This is a genomic window from Candidatus Liberibacter africanus PTSAPSY, from assembly GCF_001021085.1.
Lineage (GTDB): Bacteria > Pseudomonadota > Alphaproteobacteria > Rhizobiales > Rhizobiaceae > Liberibacter > Liberibacter africanus.
The window spans coordinates 823,511-847,873 of sequence record NZ_CP004021.1 but is presented as its reverse complement, the minus strand read 5'-3'; the positions used below and the strand labels follow the sequence as shown (position 1 = coordinate 847,873).

Here is a 24,363-nt window from a genome sequence, read left to right as displayed (position 1 = left end):
ATATTAGATCATAAGTAAATATCGTACCATACATAAGAAGATAATATCAAAAATAATCTCGCTTAATTGATAAATAGATTACCTTAAAGAAGGTTTTCTATTTTCTTATACTTGTTATTGTCTAGTGATTTTTAAATCAGTCGCAAGACATTTATCACGCAACACTACATAACACTCTATAGCCATGATGTACAAAACACGAGATATTTGGTCTCAAAATATTTTAAGACCATAAATAACCTAGTCAGTATGCTGATGATACTATTTGTCAAAAGTTGAATATCCTCGACCCATCAAGAAGACAGAATTAAAAATATAATCAACGTAAAATGTAGCGTACTGTATGAAAGAAAATATCTAATACCAAATATTATTGATACGTGACATCATCTTTATTGCAATCACTATTACGCATATCATCTATAATTCTTTTTTTCAAAATGGAAGAAGCCCTAAACACCATTACACGACGAGGATTAATAATAACCTCTTGATTAGTCTGTAAATTACGACCAATACGCGGACCTTTTTCCTTTACATTAAAAGTAGCAAAGGAGGAAATTTTTATTGTTTCCCCACGAACTGCAGAATCACAAATTTCGTTAAATACGCTCTTCACGAAATGCATCGAATCTTTTTTAGAAAGACCAAATTTTTTTGAAATAGACTTTGCTAAATCTGATCGGGTTATAGTTTTTTTCATAACACACCATCCATTTATTTCACTATCTACACAAAATAACTATAATATGATAAATATTATCCATATTTACCATCGTAACAGTATGGCACCAGAAGTAAATCCTCCCCCCATTGCCTCCAATAAAAGGCAATCTCCTTTTTTAATACGGCCTCCCTTAACCGCCACATCTAAAGCAAGGGGAATAGAAGCAGCAGAAGTATTACCATGTACATCTACCGTGATAATAACTTTATCAATAGGAATATTCATTTTTTCTGCTATGCTATCAATAATACGCCGATTAGCCTGATGCGGAATAAACCAATCAATATTTTCAATGGCAATCTTAGAAGAATCACAAATTCTTTCTATTAATTCTACAGCCTTTGCTACCGCATATTTGAAAACAGTCTTTCCCTCCATACGCAAATGACCTACAGTTCCAGAAGTAGAAGGACCACCATCCATATACAACTTATCAATGTATGAACCATCAGAGCATAAACAAGTAGATAGTACTCCTACATCATTTGCATCAGATTCCTTAAGTTCCACAGATCCAAGAATTAAAGCCCCCGCACCATCACCAAATAAAACACAAGTAGAACGATCAGACCAATCAACAATACGCGAGAAAGTATCTGCCCCTATTATCATAACACGCCGTACCATTCCTGAGCGTATATAAGAATCAGCAGTAGTCATTGCATAAACAAATCCAGAACAAACAGCTTGAATATCAAAAGCAAAACCATGTTTCATTCCCAAACGATTCTGAATATTTACAGATGTCGAAGGGAAAGTATTATCCGGAGTTGAAGTAGCCACAATTATGAGATCAATATCATCTACACTCATCTGCGCATGAAATAACGCATCACGAGCAGCAGCTTCTCCAAGAGAAGCCGTAGTCTCACCCTCTCCTGCAATATGCCGATGACTAATACCAACACGCCTTTTAATCCATTCATCAGAAGTATCTACAATACCCTTTAACTCAGAATTAGAAAGAACCTTTTTGGGGAGAGAAGAACCAATCCCCAGTACAGTAGAACGAATCACGTTTGTCACTTGCTACTACCTGACATAATATTCTTCTCATGCGCATCTGCATCTAACAAAATATCTCTAACTCGCTGCATATCATTCTTTACCATATCTATAAAACCATTATGAGACATATTACGAGCAATATCTAAGACATTAACTATTGACCTAGCATCACTACTTCCGTGTCCTTTTACAACAAGACCATCAACTCCTAGAAGGACTCCTCCATTAAAATTACGTGGATCAAATTCGTCTTTTACCTCTTGCAAAGAACCTTTAATAAAAAGATAACCAGTGCGAGACAATAACGTCCTCTGTAAAGCTTTTTTCAAAACCTCTGAAACAAGAACAACCGTCCCCTCTGCGGCTTTAATAGCAATATTCCCAGAAAATCCCTCAGTTACAACAACATCTACCACACCCTGAGAAATATCATTTGCCTCAATGAAACCCTTGTATTCAAAAGCATCACAACACCCTCCACGCAATATACGCGTCGACTCTTGCAATACATCATGCCCTTTTATCTCTTCAGTTCCAACATTAAGCAACCCTACAGAAGGACGCTTTATTCCTAAAGCAGAGCGAGCAAAAAAACTCCCTAAAATTGAAAGTTGTATCATATGAGGTACGGTAAAACCGATGGTAGCACCAACATCCAATATAATACACTTCCCCTTAAAAGTTGGCCAAAACGCAGCAAGAGACGGACGATCCACACCGCTAATCTTGCTCAAACATAGTCTAGACATAGCAATCAAAGCACCAGTATTTCCCGCAGTTACGACAGATCCAGCCTTATTTTTTTTTACTGCGTCTATGGCGCACCACATACTAGATACATTTCTACCCCTGCGCAATGCATCTGCTGGCCTCTCATCCATAGCAATTGATACATCACAATGATGAAATGAACTACAATTTTTTAGCTCTCTATAAGAATCCAAAATTGGCAAACAAACTTTAGAATCCCCATACATTAAAAAACGCACTTTGGGATTAATCTCAAGAAATTTAGATGCACCCAGGATAAGTTCTCCCGCCCCTAAATCACTTCCCATAAGATCGAGAGAAATTATATCAACGTTACCCTCTTGAAATGCGTCCTGTTGACTCATACTACCCTCATAGATATTAAAACACTCCTAAAAATTAACATATACTAGATTTTATTATTTAAACATCTTGCTGTGTTTTATTTTACTATCACCTATCTAAAAATCAAACCGAGCTTAGTTTTTAGATTTATTACCATCACATGCATGAGAAAATATTGCACCTTCTTTTTTAGGATATGGATTAATTGCCACCGCTGTAAAATCAGCAGCTACTGCACCAATATCAATTATTCCTCCATCTGAAAAGTGTAGAATATCAAGTTCTCGCACTTCAACCACGTTTTTCTTACCAGAAGTATCACCGTTTGGATATAAGAACTTCGACGAAGAAGGAACAAAAATACACCCTACTGTATCTTCTGCTTTAGATAGTACTGGCTCCAACGTTATCACGCAAGACTGCACGATTGTTGCACACACATTGCCTGACATACGAACTCCCACTTTCTTCCAAACGGAAAGCTTAACATCAGCATACCAACTTTCAACTGATATTACACCCCATTGTGCAGCTAATTTTTCACAGTCTAAAATATCTGCCTCTATTTTTACAATCATTGGAGCAGAAAAAACCGATCGCACATCAATAGGGTGTGAAAAATATTTTTTTTTTATTGACATTTGATAACCTCTGCAAATCAAATTAAGAAAAAATAACTTTTTCCAGAAGAATGAAATATTTCTTCTTATTAACATATTTTTGGTGTTGACATACTATAATTTTTATTATTCACATTATACCAAATATTAATGTCAAACATTGATTGTTTTTATTAATGCGAAAATGAAAGATTTACGCAGAACTTCCTTTTCATTGAGGTTCTGTTGGGTATATTGGCAATCAATATACTTCGAGCATAATCATTGTGAAAGAGATGTTATGGCTAGGGTTTTTTTTTTTGAAAAGATAATTTTACTTACCATTGCGGTATGTGTGATGTTTCTTTTTTCTTGTAAAATCGCTAGTGGAGTCGATTTGGATCCTTCGTCTGTCCATCTTATATCCCCAAAATCTTCGCGCAAGCACGTGATTCAGACTTTAGGGAACCCTTCTTTTACCGCTTCAGATCGTAATGGAGTGCTTTCTTTCTATTACGTCGCGGAAAGAAAGAGAGTTCCTTTTGTGGAGTTTATCCGCCCACAAATTACGAAACGAACTATTTTGAAGATCACATTTGAACAAGAAGATGTGGTCTCCAATGTTTCAATGAAAAAATATCCAAATGCGAGATTTAATCCGAATCCACATATAATACCTGCTATTATTCAACGAATAGATGGTTTTTTCAGTCGGTTAGCAAGTTCTAAAAAAGGTGGAAGATAACAGATGACAGAATCTCCAACCTCAAAAAATATGACAAATGATAACGCACTTACTTCATCGACGTGTCCAGATCCTGAAAAAATTAAAGGAACAAAGGTAGTAAAGCGCACTGGAGAAATAACATCTTTTGATCCTTCAAAAATAAGCCGAGCAATTATGAAAGCCTTCATAGCCGTTGAAGGAAAAGGGGCTTCCACTTCCAATCGCGTCCAGAATATCATCAAGAATCTAACAGATCAAACGGTAACAGCATTATTAAGAAATTGTGGTCCTGCTCTTTTAGTACACATTGAAGATATCCAAGATCAGGTAGAATCGTCTCTAATGCGTAGCGATCACCATAAGATTGCGCGAGCATATGTTTTATATCGTGAAGAGCGATCTAATACCCGCGCTATAAAGTCAAAAGGCGATGCAACTATTGCTCCAAATTTAGACATAAAAACGAATGATGGCATACTCATCCCCTTTGATTCCAAAAGGGTTGAAATGGTCGTGGAAGAGGCTTGCGAAGGTTTAAAAGACGTTTCACCAAAAGCAGTTTTGAGCGAAACTTATAAAAACATATATGACGGCTTAAGCGAAAGTGATTTAGAAATCGCATTGATTTTTGCCTCTCGTGTTTTGATTGAAAAAGAACCAAACTATGCCAAGGTCACTGCGCGTTTGCTTCTCGACAAACTACGTCATGAGGTTATAACTACTATTTATAAAAAACCCACAAAAGCTACACATCAAGAAATGCGTGTTTTATATAAAGAGTATTTTATTCTTTATATTGAAGAAGGTATAAAAGCCAACTTGCTTCATTGTTCTCTTAAAGACTTTGATCTTGAGTGTTTAGCAAATGCCTTGGAACCAGATCGTGATTTAGCCTTTGATTACCTTGGCTTACAAACACTTTATGATCGATATTTTCTTCATAACAATGGATTCCGCTTTGAAATGCCTCAAGCGTTTTTCATGCGTGTAGCTATGGGACTTTCTTTAAAAGAAAAGGAAAAAGAAAAAAGAGCCATCGAGTTTTACAACCTTCTTTCTTCTTTTCATTTTATGTGTTCTACTCCGACTCTCTTTAATTCGGGAACGCAACGTCCTCAGCTTTCTTCTTGTTTCATTACAACTGTTCCCGATAGCTTGAGTGGTATTTTTGAGTCACTAAAAGACAATGCATTGTTGGCTAAATATTCTGGAGGACTTGGGAACGATTGGACCCCTGTTCGTGGACTTGGATCTCATATCTACGGAACTAATGGGAAAAGCCAAGGCGTAATACCATTTCTCAAAGTTGCTAATGATACTGCAGTTGCCGTTAATCAAGGGGGAAAACGCAAAGGGGCAGTATGCGCTTATTTAGAAACATGGCATATTGATGTAGAAGAATTTTTAGATCTTAGAAAAAATACTGGAGATGATCGTAGACGTACTCATGATATGAATACTGCGAATTGGATTCCTGATCTCTTTATGAAAAGAGTTGAAAAGAACGCGGAGTGGACGTTGTTTTCGCCTAATGAGGTAAGTGATCTGCATGACCTCTATGGGAAAGACTTTGAAAAAGCATATGAAAACTATGAAAAAAAAGCAGAACAAGGCAAAATAACAATATTCCGCAAAATATCAGCTGTTGGGCTATGGCGTAAAATGCTCACAATGCTATATGAAACAGGTCATCCATGGATCACTTTTAAAGATCCTTGTAATATTCGCTCTCCTCAGAACCACGTTGGGGTAGTTCATTCTTCCAATCTATGCACAGAGATTACGCTCAACACATCCTCTGATGAAACGGCTGTTTGTAACCTAGGATCAATTAACCTTCTTGCACATTTCAATAATAATGAGCTTGATTATGATAAGTTGATTCATACCATTCGCACAGCAGTGCGAATGCTTGATAACGTCATTGATGTAAATTACCACACGATTAAGAAAGCCGAAAAATCTAATCACAGTCATCGTGCTATAGGTCTTGGTTTAATGGGATTTCAAAGTGCTTTACACCATTTGCGCATCCCTTATGAGAGTTTAGAAGCCATTGAATTTGCTGATAAAAGCATGGAATTTATTTCGTTTCACGCCATATCATCTTCTGTTGATCTTGCTCAAGAACGAGGTGTCTATTCTAGTTTTAGTGGTTCACTATGGTCTAAGGGAATTTTACCCATAGATTCTATACAATTACTCTCAGAGGTGAGAGATGAATTAAAAATGGACAGAACTTCGAGATTGCCATGGGATGATTTAAGGAAACGTGTAAAATATATCGGCATGAGAAACTCAAATTGCATGGCAATTGCTCCTACGGCAACAATCTCTAATATTTGCGGAGTGTCACAATCTATTGAGCCTTCTTATCAAAACCTCTTTGTCAAATCGAATATGTCTGGTGATTTCACGGTAGTGAATTCTTTTCTCGTTTCTGACTTAAAGGAAAGAGATCTCTGGGATGAAGCAATGATTTCAGATTTAAAATATTATGATGGAAGTATCGGAAAAATAGAGCGTATTCCTGAAGATTTGAAAAAGATTCATGCTACTGCTTTTGAAATTGATCCTTTGTGGTTAATTGAAGCAGCGTCACGAAGACAAAAATGGATCGATCAGGCGCAATCATTAAACTTATATTTACCGGATCCAAGTGGGAAGAAACTAGATTTTATTTATCGTCAATCGTGGTTAAGGGGTTTGAAAACAACTTATTATTTACGCTCCCTATCTGCTACTCATGTTGAGAAATCTACCATGAAAGAAGTCGATGGGAAATTAAATGCTGTCCCTGTCGTGAGTTCTGACAATCACTTGCTTGGAGTTTCATCATCCTGTGAATCAGATGAAGGATGTGAAGTATGTCAGTAGTAATTGGAGAATTTCATGGTTAATATCAGTATATTACACTCTTATACTATAAAACATCGTTCTCCTTCAGATCAGATACCTGATAATGCAGGTTTAGGACCCATTCAAAGAGGTTCTACACGTATTGATGTAGATGAGAAAAGGATGATTAATGCACGTTCTGATGTAAATCAGCTGTTACCTTTAAAATATAAATGGGCGTGGGAAAAGTATTTGTCAGCATGTAACAATCATTGGATGCCAACAGAAGTATCTATGCAAGCGGATATTGCTCTTTGGAAGTCGGCTGATGGGTTAACAGAAGATGCGCGTCATATGATTAAACGCAATTTGGGTTTCTTTGCTTCTTCTGAAAGTCTTGTAGCTAATAATATTATATTGGCTATATATCGACATCTTTCTAATCCAGAGTGTCGACAATATCTCTTGCGACAAGCTTATGAAGAAGCTGTTCATACACATACATTCCAATATATTGTGGAAAGTCTCGGTCTTGATGAAGGAGAATTATTTAACATGTACCGAGAAATTCCCTCTATTACCAATAAAGCAAGCTGGGCTTTACAATATACTAAAAATCTTACTTCCCCATCATTTTCCACTGGAACAAATGAACGTGATCAAGAGTTCTTGCGTGATCTTATTGCTTTTTATGTGGTTTTTGAAGGAATGTGGTTTTATACTGGATTCGCACAAATATTATCATTAGGAAGATATAATAAAATGGTTGGTATTGCAGAACAATATCAATACATTATGCGCGACGAATCAGTCCATCTCAATTTTGGCATTGATGTAATTAATCAGATAAAAATTGAAAATCCACATCTTTGGACAAAAGATTTTCAACAAGAAGTACAAAAAATGTTAAAAGATGCTGCTCTTCTTGAAGTGGCTTATGGAAAAGATACTATGCCACGAGGATTCCTTGGTATTAACGCTGATTTATGCGAAAAATACATGTGTTTTATAACAAATCGCCGTTGTGCACAAATTGGATTGGATCCCGTTTTTGAACCGACTGATAATCCTTTCCCATGGATGAGCGAAATTATAGACCTGAAAAAAGAAAAGAATTTTTTTGAAACACGTGTCAATGAGTATCAACAGGGTAGCAGTTTAGATTGGAATTAATGTTACTGACTCATGTCAAGAGTAATGCGTAAGATCACTATATTATATGATGCTTTACATCGTGATGGGGAAGTATGCGCGAAATGTTTGTAGTGATAAATATTTTTCAGTATAGATTATCGTAAGCATATAATGAGCGGTTTTTCATCAACAACGGAAAAACATATGATTTGCCATCAAGAAATTAATTTTAATCGAAAAACATTCACAAAATAAAATATTAGCAACAAAAAGCAGCGATCATATTTATTATATTAAACATTGATGGTATATATTGTCATGTTATTAAAATTTTATACGACATATTAACATATATTAATTAAGTGATCTCCTGTGCTATGAACGAAAATGATCAATCTATAGTAAACGTAAGAGGTGTAGAAAACTGGGATCAAGCGGCGCAATGGCTTAAAGAACGTCGTATTGAAGATGTTGAATGCATTACACCAGATCTAGCAGGTATTCCTCGTGGTAAGATGATGCCATCATCAAAATTTACATCCAATATACCCCTAACTGTCCCTTCTGCGATCTATCGCCATACAATATCTGGAGAATCAATGCGCTCTCCTTCCCATGAAAAAGACGGAGATTTAAGATTATCTCCCGACCTTTCCACTTTAAGCGTTGTCCCATGGGAAATAGATCCAACAGCTCAAATAGTCTGTGACGTCGTCGACTATGATTGTGAAGAAGTTACTTATACACCCCGCAATGTCCTAAAAAGAGTTTTAAATTTTTATGCTAAAAATGGATTGAAACCAATCATTGCTCCAGAAATTGAATTTTACCTTATTGCTAAAAATGAAGATCCAGATTATCCATTGCATCCTCCAAAGGGTCGATCTGGACGCTCAATCCTTGGAGGGCAAAGCTATTCAATCATGGGAATCAATGAATTTGATGAAGTCATTGATGACATATGGAAGTTTTCTGAAAAACAAGGGCTTGAAATAGATACTTTGATACATGAGGAAGGCCCTGCTCAATTCGAAATAAATATACGCCATGGAGATCCTTTAAAACTAGCAGATCAAGTTTTCTTATTCAAAAGAACTATACGTGAAGCAGCTTTCAAACATGACATTTATGCGACTTTTATGGCAAAACCAATGCAAAACTATCCTGGATCTGCTATGCATATTCATCAATCTGTATTAGACATCAAAAGCAATAAGAATATCTTCTCCAATCCTGATGGGTCTGAAACAGATTTATTTAGATATTTTATAGGTGGTCTGCAACAATATATTCCTAATGCCTTGGTTATGCTAGCTCCCTATGTAAATTCTTATCGTCGCATGGTTCTTGATATGGGATGTCCTGTCAATAACGCTTGGGGATATGATAATAGAACCACAGCATTCCGTATACCTTTTTCCGATGCCAATACAAAAAGGATAGAAAATCGCCTTCCATCATCAGACACGAATCCTTATCTAGTTCTTGCTGCATCATTAGCATGTGGATTATTAGGTATTCTACAAAAAATAGAGCCTACACCTCCAACTACGAAATCTGCTAATCTAGAAGCAATTAACTTGCCACGTGGACTATTAGAAGCGGTAACACTTTTAGAAAACACGTCTGATTTCAGAGATATTTTCGGATCACAATTTATTGATATCTATACGACTTTAAAAAGAAATGAATTTGAAACCTTTATGCAAGTTATTAGTCCTTGGGAAAGAGAATTTTTACTCCTAAATGTCTAACTACCGTTATTATATTAAATTATTCCTCAAACATTTTAGTTATTTAAAAGACATATCCCGACAGAAAAGTATCTATTTTTATGCAAAATAAAGCTCCTCATATGAATAATTTTGACTTTATTATATTCGGAGGTACAGGAGACCTTGCAAAACGCAAACTATTCCCCGCTCTATATAATAACTATGTGAATCAAGAAAAAGATCAAATCTTTAGTCGAATTATCGGCGTCTGTAGAATAAAAATGTCTGTTGAAAAATACCGATCTTTTGTCGATACAGAACTTAAAAGATACCTTAAAAATGGTGAATATAATCCTTTAAAAGTTAAGAATTTTCTCTCTTTTATTTTCTATGTTAATTTAGATGTAGAAAAAAATTATGGATGGGACATACTCAAAACATTATTAGAAATTGATCAAAATAAAATCAGAGTTTTTTATCTAGCCATATCATCTATATTTTTTGGAAAAATTTCTCAAAAGATACATGACAATAATCTCGTCACAGAAGATACACGCGTAGTATTGGAAAAGCCTATTGGTCATGATTTAAATTCTGCACAAACAATTCATGCAATCACTGGTAAAATATTCAAAGAAAGTCAAATTTTCCGCATTGATCATTATCTTGGAAAAGAAGCGGTGCAAGGACTATTGGCATTTCGATTCGCCAATATATTTTATGAATCTCTTTGGAATAATAAATACATTGATCAGATTCAAATTACTACTGCAGAAACTATTGGTATAGAAAATCGGATCGATTATTATGAGAATACAGGTGCATTACGTGATATGATTCAAAATCATCTTTTGCAACTTCTTTGTCTTGTTTCCATGGAAATGCCTGTTTCTATGGAAGAAAAATCTATTAAAAATGAAAAAATAAAGGTATTACAGTCACTTAAAACTATTACTCCCCAAAATGTAAAAGAATTAACAGTACGAGGACAGTATCAAGCTGGAATTGTCAATGGCTTTCCTGTAAAAGGTTATCTTGAAACAATTCCGTCAGGTATGTCGGATACCGAAACTTTCGTCGCAATAAAAGCAAGTATTGAAAACTCGCGATGGTCTGGAATTCCCTTTTATCTCCGCACAGGGAAATATCTTGCCAAACATGTCTCAGAAATTGTAATTTCCTTTAAGCACGCACCTTGTACTATTTTCGATCATCAGATGTCCACAATAGAAGCTAATAAATTAATTTTACGTCTACAAAACAATGGAGGAATTGAACAAGTAATTATTACTAAAGATCATAGCACAAGTGGCGTAAAATTAAAAAAAAATGTTCTACAAATATGTTGTGATTCTCAAAAAATACACCGCAATCCCGATGGGTATGAACGCCTACTTATGGATATTGTACATGCTGATCAAACACTTTTTATGGGATATAATGAAGTTGAAGAATCCTGGAGATGGAGCGATTCTATACTAAAAAGTTGGAAAACTGTGAGTCAAAATGTTGATTATTATGCTGCAGGTACGTGGGGACCAAATCAATCAAATGTATTACTACAAAAAAATAGTCACAAGTGGCATGAAAGTACTTAAGGATCCATCATATGCAACAATATAAATTACATGTTGCAAAAAATAAAAAACAACTAGCGCAAGAGTTAGCAAAAAAAATAGCAAAACAACTCTCTATTGGGATAACAAAAAGAGGATCCGCAAGTCTTGCATTATCTGGTGGTTCAACACCTCGAATGTTTTTAGAAGAACTATCCATGATAAATATTGACTGGAATAAGGTAACGGTCACCTTAGTCGATGAACGTTTTGTGCCACTTGAAAGTTCGTATTCGAATCAATCATTTGTGTCACAGTTTTTTCTCAAAAACAAAGCTCAGAAATCATCTTTTATTGCTCTTTACTATCCACAAAAAACAATAGAAGAATCCGTTCGAATCGCAAATGAACAAATTCATCAATCAATCTCTTTCCCATTTGATGCTGTAGTTTTAGGGATGGGAATAGATGGACATACAGCTTCTTTTTTCCCTAAAGGAGATATACTGCCTATTGCTCTTGACATTAATATGCCTCGATCTGTAATTGCTATTGAAAATCAATCTGATATCAATAAACGTATGAGCCTGAATTTTTCTGCATTACATGATGCGCGATTTTTGGCATTGCATATTGAGGGAATACAAAAAAAATATATTTTAGAACAAGCTATTTCAGGATATGATATATTAGAAATGCCTATCAGAGCTTTTTTACGGAATGCACAATCAAATATTGCAATATACTGGACTTCCCAATCTTAAATAGTTGCTCTGAATACCTTAATCGTTTTTTACATAGCTTTTTCTTTTATTGATTTTACATCAAATATTGATTTTACATCAAATTTTGGAGGTTCAATCCCAGAAAGTCGGTAAGCAGCAATAACTGTATTCGCCATAAGCATTGCTATAGTCATTGGACCAACTCCACCTGGAACAGGAGTGATAGATCCTGCAATGGACCTACATTCGTCCGCAACATCTCCTACTAATATATTTTTCCCTAGTTCAGGACAACTTATTCTATTAATCCCCACATCTACAATCAAAGATCCTGCCTTAATCCAATCCGCTTGAACCATACGGTGCTGACCAACAGCAACAACAAGAATATCCGCAGATCGACAAATTTCCGGTAAATTTTTAGTCTTTGAATGCGCCATAGTCACCGTAGCATTTCTAGAAAGCAATAATTGTCCCATTGGCTTACCAAAAAGATTAGATCGCCCTATTACCACAGCATGTTGACCCGATAAATCGCATCCTTTACAATTTTCAATTAAAAATATCGCACCTGCCGGAGTACAAGATATCAGTCCCGTCGTCAAATCACCAGTCATCACTTTTCCTGCGTTGACAACATGCAAACCATCTACATCTTTTTCTGGAGCAATATATTGAAGGATAGATTGATCATGTAAAGTAGATGGAAGCGGTAGTTGTACTAGTATCCCATGTATTGAATCATTTTTATTTAATTCTGCAATTGCATTTTGCAAATCATCTTGAGAAACATCTGTGGGAAAGTTATATTGAAGAGAATTAAAACCACAATTTTTAGCCATCCGTGATTTAGCTAATACATAAGAACAACTAGCAGGATCATCTCCTACTAGAATAACAGCCAGACCGACTTGAACTCCCTTTTCCTTTTTTAAAAACATAACAGATTCAGAAATCTTTTGAATCAAAGCAGAAGATATAAATTTTCCATCTATCAAAGAAGCCATATTTATCCTTCTCCTTATGTTATCTAATATTTTACTTTACTATAAGAAAGAAGTGCATCTTCTTTCTTTAAGCGAAATGAACATAATCACGATGTCAATAGCACATCGTGGACAAGCCATCTGCATTTATTAACACAACGAAAGAGTATAAACTCTCCACTATCTATAAAAATTCTTAAATAAAACAAATATCATATTAAAATATGTTATCATCATATTAATATAGTAATAAAATTTCACAATATAAATCAATTTTGATGTATCATTATTTTAAATTTTCTTTGTTTTTTTCAATTAAAGATCCTTTGTGAGTAATAAGATCTAATGCTTTACTGTCTAAATGCCAACAATTAAGACGTATATCTACAATAGATAGATAATGCAATTTATCTATCAAAACATCCAATATTAATGGACTACCCAACTTCAAATTGAGATCTTCTTTGATTTTTTGACGGAGATTATCAAAACCAAAAGCTTTAATTTGCACAAGATCACCAAAAGGAGAGCCGGCAAGCAATGTATACAAATAATCAGTGGAAATTGCTTTTAAATAAAGTCTCTGTTGACTACTTTTGACAATAAAAGATAGTTTAATGAAAAAGTAAGCCTGAATAACTCCATTAGAGACGACAGGAATAGAAACCAATTCTCCTGTTATCATATCATTTTTATTTATGACAGCTGACGCGTCATTTCCTGTATTTGTATCTATGGAACGTATAAACAGCATATAAAAGGATATTAATGTTACGATTGATATCCATATTCCAGAAAATAAAATTTTCAACATATAATAAAAAACCTTATATATCTACTTGAAGGATGCATTTTCAGTACATGATAGCCATCGCATGAACAACCTCTGGATAAATTATAAAAAATATTAAATGTTTGTAATAAATTACTACCTACATATCAGTTTTACATGTATCCAAATATTTAGGAAATCCATCTTGATAAGTGCCATCAGCATCCATATCCTGTAATTTCTTTTTAAATAAATCAGCTACTGCCCGAGCAGCTTCTAAATAAGACTCTAATAGAGAAGAATTTAATTCTAATTTCTCATGTAAAATACGTATTTGTTCTGCATGATCGCGTGACATCTCTTCACAAGAAAGAAAACATGTTGATAATTCATGCAAACAACGACCTTTAAGGTCGTTTGAAACGTTAATATCAAACTGAATATTATTTTTGAAATTATTATTTTCATTGTCTATAACTGCTATCGCTCTTTTCAACACGGTTCGAATGCGATAATTTTCTAAAGTAGACACGATATTATTTTCTCACCTTGTCGTATGTAAGATATTTTTTTGTTTTATAAAATTATCTAAAAAAATTTCATTTACTTTTTTCAGGTAAATTAAATATCATTTTTTGTTGTTTAACTATGAAATTGCTTATGTTTTCTGCAAAAACATCTCGCCAAAAATCTCCATTAAACCCTCCCCCTAAAGATTTAGTTGTTTCTTCTGGCAAGATAGACTTAATAAAATATTGAACTAAAACACCTTGTAATTTTTGCGTTGCTTCTATTACATCTTTTGATTTGTTAGATGATTCTTTTAAATTTTTTACGCAAGTAAAAGATTTAAAAGAATCATCTTGTGTTACTTTGCTAAAGTTACTTTCCATGCTTTGCAAATAAGGTGTATTACTGTTATAAGGAGAAACGTGCATAAAATTTAAACCGCCATATTTTTATAAAAAATCAATTCTAATATAGTCTTATAAAGACATAAACTTGCGGGAAACTGCATTAAATATTATTTTTTGTTCTATATTTTCTTCATTATTTTTATCCTCAAATTGACGTTCTTCTAAAATGTGTATTCTGTCTGTCATCTCAGTTAATCGATCAATTTTTGCCTTTTCAGATAAAAGTATGTGTTCTTGAGTCGACTGTAAACTCGATATTTTTTTATCATTATCACTCAAATAATGATAAAATCTTGAATAATGCGAAGCGAGCAAAGGATTGGTTAATGCAGTTGAATTTATTGAATTAATTAATTCTTCTCTTAAAATATTTATTTTCTTACGTTCTAATATAGTGCAAGTAAGATTTACTTCTGCAACACTTTTCAAACAATGTTGCACAGAAAGAATCTTACATATTTTTTTTGAATCACGAAATCGCATCACATATTTCTCATAAGACTAAAAAACCCCATATAAAAAAGAACGCGCAAAATTATGTACAATATTCTCAATCAACAAATATAAAAACAAAGATCCTAGCCCTATTAAATAAGGAGTAGAAATAAAGTAAACAGGAATCTGCGGTACTAATTTATTCAATAATCCAATAGAAATATTAAACACTATACAAAAAAATAAAAATGGACCGGATAGCCTTAACATTATAATGAACGTCATTCGTAACATATCAACGAAAGAAAAAAAGATCCCATTAAAATCAACTTCTTTGCCAATCGCAATTGTCCCATAAGATTTTACAAGCGCTTCAAAAATATAATGATGAAAATCTGTTACCCATAACGCTAACAACCCTATTATGCCAATAAAAGAACTAAACGGCGTTTCTGACATGGAATCAGATATTCCCATACTTGGTTGTAAATTTAAACCAATCGCAGTAGATATCACACCACCTACAAACTGCAACCCAAGTGTATATACACGTATAGACAAACCATACACACATCCTAAAAACAATTCTAACATCACCAATTTTAAATAATATGACCTATCTTCAAAGTTTTGAATATCAATTGTATCCCAAAGAAAAGGAAGTAGTACTATAGAAAATGCCATCGCAAAACACAAACGTACTTGCATCGGAATGTATGCCATTGAAAGACCAGGTAAAAGCATCATACAACTACCAATACGGCAAACGATCAAAAATAAGGACATGATAATAATTTCAGGAGGAATTATCACGAAATTGTACCTAGAATATTTATTTTTAATCCTTTAGCTATTTCCATATGTGAAAGAACTGCTAAAGATGGAAAAGTTCTTTCAAGTATCATGCGTATATAAGAGCGGATCTCTGGTATAGTGACAATAGTTACTATGATACCTTTCTCCATATATTGACGAATTGAATTCGCAGCATTCTCTGAAAACATTTCAACAGAACGTGACTCAACATTAAAATCTACACACTCTCCTTTGGCATCTCTTTTTATAGCCTGATAAAAAATCATATCCCAACTATTACCTAATTTGAGAATATTCAGGCTACCTGTAGGCGCTAAATCACCACAAATCTGTTGTGCCATTCGCATACGTACTTGTTCTACTATCTGCGCTGTCTTACAAAAATGTGGAGCTACTTCAGCTATAGATTCTAATATTAATGGCAAATTTCTAATAGATACATGCTCTGCTAATAATAATTTCAAAACCGCTTGTATCCCAGAATAAGATATATGAGCAACACATATTTCATCTGCAAGTTTTTGATATTCAGAATCCAATTGACCAATGAGATTCTTAACATCTTTATAGGAAAGAAGTTGCGATAAGTTGTTACGAATAACTTCAGTTAAATGGGTGAGAACAACGGAAAGATTATCAATAGGATGAAATCCTTTACGCCGTAAATCATCTGCAAAATTTTCCATGATAGCAATAGCTGGCATACCAAAAGCGGGTTCTCGCACCTCATCTCCTGGAAAAGTAGGTTTTGGATCAGATCCTAAAATAACTAAAACTTCTCCAACACGTAGCTCACTTATTGCAACTGCTGTCCCATATACTCTAATAATATATCCCTTTTCAGGAACAGAAATATCTGTTGTAATTTTAATTTCTGGAACTATAAATCCGTATTGTGTAGCAAACTTTCTACGTATTTTAGAAACCCGCAAAAAAAGATCACCCTGAGAAGAAAGTAAACGGCTCGAAACTAAGCTTCCAAACACCAATTCAATGCCTGGAGTAGATAAATTCAAATTCGTTGATTCTTGATTTTGTTTAGCGGATTCTTGATTTTGAGCGATTCGTGCAAGAAGCTGTAATTCGTTTTTATAGGGAATGTAGCATCCTGCAAAAGCAAAAAAACCACCCAACATTATAAAAGGAAAGGCTGGTAAATTCGGCACCATAGACAAAACAATCATAAAAAATGCTGAAATCAATAATGCACGGGGATAATGAGATAATTGATGAATAATAGCAGTATTCGTTGATCCTTTTGAAGTTGTACGAGATACTAAAAGAGCTGACGACAAAGAAATAATAAGTGCTGGAACTTGTGATACCAACCCATCCCCTATTGACAATCTAACAAAGACATCAGCGGCATGACCAATTGACATATCATAGCGAAAACATCCCATAACAATACCACCAACGATATTAATTATCGTGATGATAATACTTGCTATCGCATCTCCACGTACAAATTTTGATGCCCCATCCATCGCTCCAAAAAAAGCACTTTCTTTTTCTAGTTCTTTACGACGACTTTTGGCTTCTTCTTCATCAATAAGCCCAGAAGATAAATCAGCATCAATAGCCATTTGCTTTCCGGGAATGGCATCTAAAGTAAAACGAGCCCCAACTTCTGCTATACGCGTTGCTCCTTTTGTAATCACAATAAAATTAATTGTAATTAAAATCATAAATATAATGAATCCTATTACAAAATCTCCTGTCATAATTAAAGATGCGAATCCAGCAATAACCCTTCCTGCTGCGCCATATCCTTCATGTCCAAATGAAAGAATAGCACGCGTAGTAGCAATGTTTAACGCTAAACGAACAATCGTCACAATAAGAAGAATTGTGGGGAAAGAAGAAAATTCCAAAGGCTTTTCAATCCACAGTGCTACCATCAATATCAATATCGATAGTGCAATGGAGGATGCTAGTCCTATATCAAGAAGAATTGTAGGTATAGGAAGGAAAAGAATGCATATAATAAGAACGAGACAAAAAGACACAGCGAAATCGTGTACATGATTCCGCTTATTTGTATCATCTCTGCCTGTTAATGATTGCGCCATCTTTCAATCTCACGATCTCAGCCTAAAAATAAATGTATATCAACGCTTTTAGTGCATAAGAATTGTGTGAAAATGAATATATTATCCCGCAGAAGACTGAATACGGGAAAGCACTAAAGTAACAAAATACGACATTTGTCCACCTATAAATGGTGCCGAAATAATGAGAGCAATGAAAACCACAACAATTTTAGGAACAAAAGTCAAAGTTACTTCTTGTATTTGGGTTAAAGCTTGTAAAAGGGCTATTAAAGTACCTAAAAACATCGCCGAAAAAATAACAGGAGCACTCGCTGATAAAATAGTCCACATTGCCGCGCGAGCAATTTCCAAAACATCTGCTTCATTCATTTTAATCTCGTGTTAATTTCGTGCTTACTCAATAAAATTACCATTTACTATAACTAATTAGACACCCGAATCCCTGTTGTAATAAGAATTTCCTTATTGTCAGCAGTGATTGCCACTAAACCTTGTGGTGATATTTGAATACTATTCACGGTACCACTGATAGAACCATCAGCGTTTGTGATATTCTTGCCAATATAACTAGATGCCTGTGATAAATTAGTGCTTTTCAGTAATTCTTGCAAAGTAGAGTTTATTTGTACTGATTGCTCTACCTGAGAAAAAACAGCTAATTGAGCAACTTGTTCACTCGCTTTCATCGGTTCAGTTGGATCTTGATGTTTTATCTGGGTCGTTAAAAGCTTTAAAAAGGCTTCTTGACCAATCATATTCTTAGATTTTGGTTTTGAAGATTCTTGCTGTATAGAATTTACTTGTGTATTAATTTCCATGATTTAATCTCCTGACGCATACATTGAAAAATTGATGCAAAAATTGCATTACTATTAAGCTCTCTATTTTCTATAAGATAGAGATTCCGAATGTTTTTCAGAGCTTCAAAAAATCGACCTGAATCTACCAAAAATTCGATATTTTTTAGTTCTAGAATCATCTGTTGGCTCTGAATAACATTGAACAAAACGCCTATATACCTATGACAAAGGTCTATTAAATAATCTTTTTTAATAGGAAAAAGAAAAATCATCTGCACTATGAGATATAACTGATGGAATGGTGTTAAAGCTTCTTCTTCTTTTATTACGTGATGTTCTAGTATAAATGTAATATCGTTTAAAAGCTCAAGGATTACTTTGTTATTCACCCGTACAAAAGCTCCATTTAAAAATATTCGCTCACCAGCTTTCAGAGAAATTCGCAAAGGGCTATTCACTTTAATCCATCCCTCACGATAGTAATAATATCAATGATCTCCTGATAATTATTTGATTGATTACGCCTAATGCGCTCACATTCTTTTAAAATCCATAACCCAACTGAAATAAGATTTATCTTCGTTTCTTCAGACAATTGGTTGTTTTCAGAAATAAGATCCTGTATGAACACAACCCAAACACGAGTTGTATAGAATAGTGCCTCAACAACTTCTTTACTATCTGGCGCAGACTGATTCGCTGTAGATAACAAAGAAATAGCCTTGTCTAGAACCCACCGTTCACGTTTTTTACATTCTATGGAAGATTCCTGCATAGTCTCATCATAATACTGACGCATATATAATTCTTTCCTGGTATGAGATATGATGAAATTCAAAGGTAATTCAACAAGCTTAACTTATGTAGTTTAGCTGTTATCATATAAGACATCTCAACTTTATTCATTAATCCTGATAATTGAGAACTTGTTTTATACTCATCGACACCTACTGATTTTAACAGCAAAACATCTATGATATTGATTTTTTCTTGGAGAAAGACTTTTTCTTTATCAATTTTTTGTTCAGATACTCCTAAAGAAGCATGCTGATGATTGATATCTAAAGATGCTTTCTGTACAGCAGAAATCATCTTTAGATTAAGAACTTGTCTCGCTGATTCTGTTAAATTTTTACTTGCTAATTCTATCCCAATTACTGAGAAAAGCATAAAATTACGTATTCCAGTCGTATTAATATTAACAGAAACATCAATATTATTAGTATCCCGTACACGATATTGGATATTTTGATTAGAAGCATTTGACCAATTTTTTGACCAATATTCGTCATCTAAAAATTTATCTTCTAATTTTTTTATAAAATCAGTCATCTGCTGACCACTCATGGAAGAAACTTCTATATTTTGTCCTACTAATTTTGAATTTTCTTCAAGAAATACTTGTAGCATTTGATCAAAAGATTTTTTTGCTAGAGAATCTTTGTCAAAATAATCGTTCAAAGGTTTTTCTGATGTATTGATGCCAGAAAATAAATATCGTCCCCCATCTGTCATATTAGCACATGTCATAAAAGACTTATATGAATTATAGTTTTTACTAAATATTTGCTTGGTAAATACTTCATCATTATTGTGCTGAAGAGCAATTAAATCTTCCAACGTATCCTGCACAATCATGCTCATATCACCAAGATTAATTTTTGATATAGACAAACTTTTATTTGCAAGATTATTATCGTTTAGTATTTCTTCACTATGAACCTTTTCTTGTTCTAATTCCAAAACACCCGTTACTCGTGCTCCTAATTGCAAACCATAATCTGAAATTTGCCCTGTAACAGATTCTTTTTGTAATTTAACAATATTACTATTAAGCTCTTTAGTGAAAACACTAAGTCGATCAAATATGGAAGATGTTGGAATACCAGTTGTTTTCATAACTTATTTAACTCCTTCCAATAAAGTTTGTAACATCTTGTTAATAGACATTATAAGCTTATTAGAGATATTATACGACTGCTCGACTTTTATGAGAAAACTGAGTTCTTCTTGGAGGTTAACACCTGAAGTATTCGAATACGATTCAGAAATATGATTAAAAACGACCTGATTTTTCATATGAGAATCATAATTATGAGATCTATTGTTTTCTAACCACCCAATAGAGTTACGACCATATTCTAATAAACTAACATTTGTTTCTATTCCTGCTGCAGGATCAAATGAAAAAATTGTATTCAAAGAATTGCAGTAATGATTAATAAGGTCTGGATATGATTCGAAACCTTTAACGTTCCATAAAAAATCCTTTGAAACAGACCCACCATCCCGCAAAAACAAAGGATTATACTTATACTGAGGATTAATCCGAATAACTGTAGAAATACCTTTATACAATTTATTACCAAAATCTTTGACGCCATCCGCAATGAACAAACCAGGAATATTTTTTGAATGACCCTCTACTGGATCTTTTTCTGAAAAAGAAATCAGAAGATTCCTTGTCATTTCATCAAGATGATTTTGAAAAGCTGGCGCTACATTATCACGGATCTGCAAAAGAGCTTTAATTTTACCTTTAGGAGAAGATGATCCCTGATTAGGCGAAACGGCTACGCCATCAATAAAAACAGGATTTCCTTTGCTTGTAGCAACACAAAAATCCATCTTCTCAAAATTAATATCCCGTGGCACTGTTTCAAATAACGTAGTGCCATCCGAAGTGTAGATGACCATATCATTTTTGTTGCGCACAATAGTAGATATTTCAATGATTTCAGATATTTTTTGCAATAATAAATCACGCTTGTCGAATAAATCATTCGAATCATGCTTGGTAGAAGTTTTGAATTTTATAGCATCATTAACAACCGTAAATTCAGATAATAATCCTTCTAAGTTAGTAATCTCTAAATCAATTTCTTTATCAGCAACTGAACGAATTTTTTGTGTTTCACGTGCAGAATCATTTAAATTTTGAACCAATACTTCTGCATCATCTATAACTTGTTTCCCCAAGATATCCTGCGAAACATTTTTAGAATATGTAGATAGAGAATCTCGAAACTTCGAAATATAATATGTAGGAGAATTTTGATAATTATTATCAGCTCCCATTATTGCTTTTAATGCTTCAAAACTTTCTAATAGTCTTTGCTGTCCTGCAGTAGAAGAATGTGCATGCAATAATTTGTCAAACATATTCTTGTTTTCAGAACGTTGAATAACAACTTTTACATTTTCAGCATCTATAACGGTCGAAGCATCCCGACGAACATAATTTTTATTATCTGCATTCTCTATATTTCGAACAATCGTTGCGAATTGTTGACTAGCATTACTGAAAATATTTTGTGCTTTATTAAATACAGATGCAAGAGACATTATCATAGTTTCCTTAATCAAATTACCTTTTAAGACTAATCAAAATATCCATTAAATCAGAACCGGTTTGGAATACCTTTGAATTCACAGCATAATTCCGTTGTGCTTCTATAAGTTCTGTCAACTCACTCGCAATATCAACATTTGCAGTCTCTAGAGCTCCAGAAAAAATTTCTCCATTTTGGTTTTTACCAGGGAAACTAATGCTAAGTTCACCTGATTCACGTGTCGGGATATACGTATTACCATCCAAAATTCTTAAATTATCTTCACTTGGAACGCTGGCAATTGCCATACGATATATTGGAACTCGTGTGCCATCATCGTAAACAACACTTACATAACCATCTTTGGAAACATAAAAATCTTTCGGCTTGCCTGGCGCATGACCGTTAATCTCACATTGTTGTGGAATAAAGCCACCTGCTAATTGAGTTGTTTTAGATATATCAATTTTTATTGGATGATTTACTCCTGAAGTATTGTCATTAAAGGATATTTCTTTTGGAGAAGAATCGTCTAAATTCCCCGTTATAGGATCAAATGATACCTCTACACTTCTTAAAGGAGCGTTCTTATACGGGAAAACATGCTTTGTTGTTTGATCTTGACGAAAAATTGATATATCCCATGTTTTATCTCCAACCTTTGTATAATACAAATCATAGATAACAGGAGAACCTAACGTATCATAAGATGAAAAAGAATTTTTATGAGTATACTCTGCATCTTTTTTATTATTTTTTGGACTATTTTCACGCGCTACTACCGCTGCATCTTTATCAAGATTAGCAGCAATAATTCCTGAAGTAGTAGATTGTGCATTTAATTCAAAGTTTTTTACATTCATTTGTTCTAATCCTTGAAAACTATTAGCAACCCAAGGAGAAGTCATATTTTTTACTGGATAACCTAGCAAAATACTTCCTGATGTATTTTCTAAGAACCCTCCGTTATTAACGTGAAAATCACCAGATCTTGTCAGACAATTAATTCCATCTCTATTTTTGACGATAAAAAATCCCTTACCTTGAATAGCTAAATCTGTATTAGATCCCGTATTAGTAAGAGATCCCTGCTCGGATATCATCTCCTTTTCAGAAACTTCTATTCCCCCAGAAAAATGAGAGTTGGATGAAGACGGGAAAACAAGCGTTGAAAATGCAACGGATGTACGCTTATATCCGATAGTATTTACATTTGCTATATTATCACTAACCGCTGATATCCTATTAGATTGAGCATCCATACCGGACATAGCTGTTTTCATAGTTCCTAAAATGCCCATTGCACTTTTCTCCACTTATTTAAACAATCTAGCGGAGAGTAAGTCTTACCCCTTGTGTGAGACTGAATATGGTGAATATTTCGTTAACTTAATTCCAATCAATGGAATAACCAAGGAACCTTTTCGAATCAACGGGATCAAATCCTAGTTTTTTACGTAATTTCTTGCGCAATTTACTAATGTGACTCTCAACTACATTTTCTTCTACTTCATCGTCAAACAAACCATATATAGCACTGAAAATCTGTGTTTTAGCCACTCTTTTTCCCCTATTAGCCATAAGATATTCTAAAATACGACGCTCTCTCCGAGGTAAAGGGAACACTTCACCTTGAACTTCTGGATCACGTCCATCTGAAAATACACGAATAGGCTCAATCTCTTCATGCCTAACAGATGCTTTGAAACGCCTGTGAATCGCCGCTACTCTTGCCAATATTTCACGATGATGGATAGGCTTGTTTACAACATCATCTACCCCAGAATCAAAGAAATCTAAGGTTGTTTGCAAAGATGGATAATCACTAATTCCAATTAAAGGCATTTGTGATTGAGCCTTGATAATCCGTGGTAATTCCAAAACTTTTTCCCCTTTTCCTATTAGAAAAGATTCAATTGCAGATACATCTTCTTTAGCTAAAGATTGAAACCATTCTTCAAACTCATGGGAATTAAATCCTTCCAAAGAAACCCCATCATCACTAAAAAGAGAAATATAACCATCTTTTACTAAAGTACGATCATCAATTAAAACGAACATCTTTTTTCCCCCGAATCAAACATTATGTAAGATTATCGGTACGAATCAAAGAAATTATGATCAATT

General features: G+C 34.1%; 25 protein-coding genes. 6 read left to right on the top strand and 19 right to left on the bottom strand.

The genetic code is table 11. From position 1 onward, the window contains the following. Window positions 1–370: 370 nt before the first annotated feature. From G293_RS03865 to G293_RS03850, 4 genes are all read right to left on the bottom strand, one after another. Window positions 371–703: an integration host factor subunit alpha gene (locus tag G293_RS03865; protein WP_047264389.1), complete on the bottom strand. Its 333-nt coding sequence runs from the start codon at window positions 701–703 to the stop codon at window positions 371–373. Window positions 704–769: 66 nt separating this feature from the next. After that, on the bottom strand, window positions 770–1,744 hold the full coding sequence (locus G293_RS03860; protein WP_047264720.1) for a beta-ketoacyl-ACP synthase III: 975 nt from the start codon (window positions 1,742–1,744) through the stop codon (window positions 770–772). A 5-nt stretch (window positions 1,745–1,749) separates the two neighbouring features. Further along, entirely contained in the window at window positions 1,750–2,850 is a 1,101-nt protein-coding gene (gene plsX / locus G293_RS03855; protein WP_047264388.1) for a phosphate acyltransferase PlsX, read from the bottom strand. A gap of 114 nt (window positions 2,851–2,964) precedes the next feature. Further along, window positions 2,965–3,471, bottom strand: coding sequence for a DUF177 domain-containing protein (locus tag G293_RS03850; protein WP_047264387.1), 507 nt, complete (start codon window positions 3,469–3,471; stop codon window positions 2,965–2,967). A 259-nt stretch (window positions 3,472–3,730) separates the two neighbouring features. Here G293_RS03850 and bamE point away from each other — a divergent pair, with 259 nt between their 5' ends. The 6 genes from bamE to pgl all read left to right on the top strand — a co-directional run bounded on the left by bamE (window position 3,731) and on the right by pgl (window position 12,163). After that, window positions 3,731–4,174 (top strand): outer membrane protein assembly factor BamE domain-containing protein, encoded by a 444-nt coding sequence (gene bamE, locus G293_RS03845; RefSeq protein ID WP_047264386.1) that lies wholly within the window; start codon window positions 3,731–3,733, stop codon window positions 4,172–4,174. A gap of 3 nt (window positions 4,175–4,177) precedes the next feature. Continuing rightward, a complete protein-coding gene (locus tag G293_RS03840) occupies window positions 4,178–7,033 on the top strand; it encodes a ribonucleoside-diphosphate reductase subunit alpha (RefSeq protein ID WP_083965953.1) in 2,856 nt (951 codons plus the stop codon). 15 nt (window positions 7,034–7,048) lie between these two features. Further along, a complete protein-coding gene (locus G293_RS03835; RefSeq protein ID WP_047264385.1) occupies window positions 7,049–8,167 on the top strand; it encodes a ribonucleotide-diphosphate reductase subunit beta in 1,119 nt (372 codons plus the stop codon). 338 nt (window positions 8,168–8,505) lie between these two features. Then, entirely contained in the window at window positions 8,506–9,882 is a 1,377-nt protein-coding gene (locus G293_RS03830) for a glutamine synthetase family protein (protein WP_047264384.1), read from the top strand. Window positions 9,883–9,962: 80 nt separating this feature from the next. Further along, the gene (zwf, locus tag G293_RS03825) at window positions 9,963–11,441 is read left to right on the top strand and encodes a glucose-6-phosphate dehydrogenase (protein ID WP_047264383.1); all 1,479 of its coding nucleotides are present in this window, start codon (window positions 9,963–9,965) and stop codon (window positions 11,439–11,441) included. Between the two features lie 11 nt (window positions 11,442–11,452). Continuing rightward, complete coding sequence (gene pgl, locus G293_RS03820; RefSeq protein WP_047264382.1) at window positions 11,453–12,163, top strand: 6-phosphogluconolactonase; 711 nt, start codon at window positions 11,453–11,455, stop codon at window positions 12,161–12,163. A 29-nt stretch (window positions 12,164–12,192) separates the two neighbouring features. Here pgl and folD read toward each other — a convergent pair whose 3' ends face one another. From folD to G293_RS03745, 15 genes are all read right to left on the bottom strand, one after another. Next, window positions 12,193–13,131 (bottom strand): bifunctional methylenetetrahydrofolate dehydrogenase/methenyltetrahydrofolate cyclohydrolase FolD, encoded by a 939-nt coding sequence (gene folD / locus G293_RS03815; RefSeq protein ID WP_047264381.1) that lies wholly within the window; start codon window positions 13,129–13,131, stop codon window positions 12,193–12,195. A 265-nt stretch (window positions 13,132–13,396) separates the two neighbouring features. Next, on the bottom strand, window positions 13,397–13,924 hold the full coding sequence (locus tag G293_RS03810; RefSeq protein WP_047264380.1) for a hypothetical protein: 528 nt from the start codon (window positions 13,922–13,924) through the stop codon (window positions 13,397–13,399). Window positions 13,925–14,042: 118 nt separating this feature from the next. Next, the gene (locus G293_RS03805; protein WP_047264379.1) at window positions 14,043–14,414 is read right to left on the bottom strand and encodes a hypothetical protein; all 372 of its coding nucleotides are present in this window, start codon (window positions 14,412–14,414) and stop codon (window positions 14,043–14,045) included. Between the two features lie 67 nt (window positions 14,415–14,481). Beyond that, window positions 14,482–14,820 carry a hypothetical protein gene (locus tag G293_RS03800; RefSeq protein ID WP_047264378.1) on the bottom strand — a complete coding sequence of 113 codons (339 nt, stop codon included), beginning with the start codon at window positions 14,818–14,820 and terminating at the stop codon, window positions 14,482–14,484. A 48-nt stretch (window positions 14,821–14,868) separates the two neighbouring features. Continuing rightward, a complete protein-coding gene (locus tag G293_RS03795) occupies window positions 14,869–15,282 on the bottom strand; it encodes a hypothetical protein (RefSeq protein WP_047264377.1) in 414 nt (137 codons plus the stop codon). Window positions 15,283–15,300: 18 nt separating this feature from the next. Then, window positions 15,301–16,047 carry a flagellar biosynthetic protein FliR gene (locus G293_RS03790; protein ID WP_047264376.1) on the bottom strand — a complete coding sequence of 249 codons (747 nt, stop codon included), beginning with the start codon at window positions 16,045–16,047 and terminating at the stop codon, window positions 15,301–15,303. Then, window positions 16,044–18,122 carry a flagellar biosynthesis protein FlhA gene (gene flhA, locus G293_RS03785; RefSeq protein ID WP_047264375.1) on the bottom strand — a complete coding sequence of 693 codons (2,079 nt, stop codon included), beginning with the start codon at window positions 18,120–18,122 and terminating at the stop codon, window positions 16,044–16,046. Before flhA ends, G293_RS03790 begins: the two co-directional genes overlap by 4 nt. 81 nt (window positions 18,123–18,203) lie before the next feature. Then, window positions 18,204–18,473, bottom strand: a complete 270-nt coding sequence (gene fliQ / locus G293_RS03780) for a flagellar biosynthesis protein FliQ (RefSeq protein ID WP_047264374.1) — start codon at window positions 18,471–18,473, stop codon at window positions 18,204–18,206. A 53-nt stretch (window positions 18,474–18,526) separates the two neighbouring features. After that, a complete protein-coding gene (gene flgD, locus G293_RS03775; protein WP_047264373.1) occupies window positions 18,527–18,922 on the bottom strand; it encodes a flagellar hook assembly protein FlgD in 396 nt (131 codons plus the stop codon). Then, window positions 18,901–19,362: a flagellar biosynthesis repressor FlbT gene (locus tag G293_RS03770; RefSeq protein ID WP_047264372.1), complete on the bottom strand. Its 462-nt coding sequence runs from the start codon at window positions 19,360–19,362 to the stop codon at window positions 18,901–18,903. The genes flgD and G293_RS03770 overlap by 22 nt, the downstream gene beginning before the upstream one ends. After that, window positions 19,359–19,703: a flagellar biosynthesis regulator FlaF gene (gene flaF / locus G293_RS03765; RefSeq protein ID WP_047264371.1), complete on the bottom strand. Its 345-nt coding sequence runs from the start codon at window positions 19,701–19,703 to the stop codon at window positions 19,359–19,361. The genes G293_RS03770 and flaF overlap by 4 nt, the downstream gene beginning before the upstream one ends. A gap of 35 nt (window positions 19,704–19,738) precedes the next feature. Continuing rightward, window positions 19,739–20,803 carry a flagellar hook-associated family protein gene (locus G293_RS03760; RefSeq protein WP_047264370.1) on the bottom strand — a complete coding sequence of 355 codons (1,065 nt, stop codon included), beginning with the start codon at window positions 20,801–20,803 and terminating at the stop codon, window positions 19,739–19,741. Between the two features lie 3 nt (window positions 20,804–20,806). Then, window positions 20,807–22,255 carry a flagellar hook-associated protein FlgK gene (gene flgK, locus G293_RS03755; protein WP_244464370.1) on the bottom strand — a complete coding sequence of 483 codons (1,449 nt, stop codon included), beginning with the start codon at window positions 22,253–22,255 and terminating at the stop codon, window positions 20,807–20,809. A gap of 16 nt (window positions 22,256–22,271) precedes the next feature. After that, entirely contained in the window at window positions 22,272–23,537 is a 1,266-nt protein-coding gene (locus G293_RS03750; protein ID WP_047264368.1) for a flagellar hook protein FlgE, read from the bottom strand. 88 nt (window positions 23,538–23,625) lie between these two features. Then, window positions 23,626–24,297: a response regulator transcription factor gene (locus G293_RS03745; protein WP_047264367.1), complete on the bottom strand. Its 672-nt coding sequence runs from the start codon at window positions 24,295–24,297 to the stop codon at window positions 23,626–23,628. Window positions 24,298–24,363: the final 66 nt, after the last annotated feature.

Coding starts and splice junctions, on each gene's coding strand:
- flgD (WP_047264373.1), bottom strand. CDS start 18,922: ATGGAAATTAATACACAAGTAAATTCTATACAGCAAGAATCTTCAAAA.
- flhA (WP_047264375.1), bottom strand. CDS start 18,122: ATGGCGCAATCATTAACAGGCAGAGATGATACAAATAAGCGGAATCAT.
- G293_RS03745 (WP_047264367.1), bottom strand. CDS start 24,297: ATGTTCGTTTTAATTGATGATCGTACTTTAGTAAAAGATGGTTATATT.
- G293_RS03760 (WP_047264370.1), bottom strand. CDS start 20,803: ATGAAAACAACTGGTATTCCAACATCTTCCATATTTGATCGACTTAGT.
- G293_RS03850 (WP_047264387.1), bottom strand. CDS start 3,471: ATGTCAATAAAAAAAAAATATTTTTCACACCCTATTGATGTGCGATCG.
- flaF (WP_047264371.1), bottom strand. CDS start 19,703: ATGCGTCAGTATTATGATGAGACTATGCAGGAATCTTCCATAGAATGT.
- flgK (WP_244464370.1), bottom strand. CDS start 22,255: ATGATAATGTCTCTTGCATCTGTATTTAATAAAGCACAAAATATTTTC.
- fliQ (WP_047264374.1), bottom strand. CDS start 18,473: ATGAATGAAGCAGATGTTTTGGAAATTGCTCGCGCGGCAATGTGGACT.
- G293_RS03835 (WP_047264385.1), top strand. CDS start 7,049: ATGGTTAATATCAGTATATTACACTCTTATACTATAAAACATCGTTCT.
- plsX (WP_047264388.1), bottom strand. CDS start 2,850: ATGAGTCAACAGGACGCATTTCAAGAGGGTAACGTTGATATAATTTCT.
- G293_RS03795 (WP_047264377.1), bottom strand. CDS start 15,282: ATGCGATTTCGTGATTCAAAAAAAATATGTAAGATTCTTTCTGTGCAA.
- G293_RS03840 (WP_083965953.1), top strand. CDS start 4,178: ATGACAGAATCTCCAACCTCAAAAAATATGACAAATGATAACGCACTT.
- G293_RS03810 (WP_047264380.1), bottom strand. CDS start 13,924: ATGTTGAAAATTTTATTTTCTGGAATATGGATATCAATCGTAACATTA.
- G293_RS03800 (WP_047264378.1), bottom strand. CDS start 14,820: ATGCACGTTTCTCCTTATAACAGTAATACACCTTATTTGCAAAGCATG.
- G293_RS03750 (WP_047264368.1), bottom strand. CDS start 23,537: ATGGGCATTTTAGGAACTATGAAAACAGCTATGTCCGGTATGGATGCT.
- folD (WP_047264381.1), bottom strand. CDS start 13,131: ATGGCTTCTTTGATAGATGGAAAATTTATATCTTCTGCTTTGATTCAA.
- zwf (WP_047264383.1), top strand. CDS start 9,963: ATGCAAAATAAAGCTCCTCATATGAATAATTTTGACTTTATTATATTC.
- G293_RS03865 (WP_047264389.1), bottom strand. CDS start 703: ATGAAAAAAACTATAACCCGATCAGATTTAGCAAAGTCTATTTCAAAA.
- pgl (WP_047264382.1), top strand. CDS start 11,453: ATGCAACAATATAAATTACATGTTGCAAAAAATAAAAAACAACTAGCG.
- G293_RS03830 (WP_047264384.1), top strand. CDS start 8,506: ATGAACGAAAATGATCAATCTATAGTAAACGTAAGAGGTGTAGAAAAC.
- bamE (WP_047264386.1), top strand. CDS start 3,731: ATGGCTAGGGTTTTTTTTTTTGAAAAGATAATTTTACTTACCATTGCG.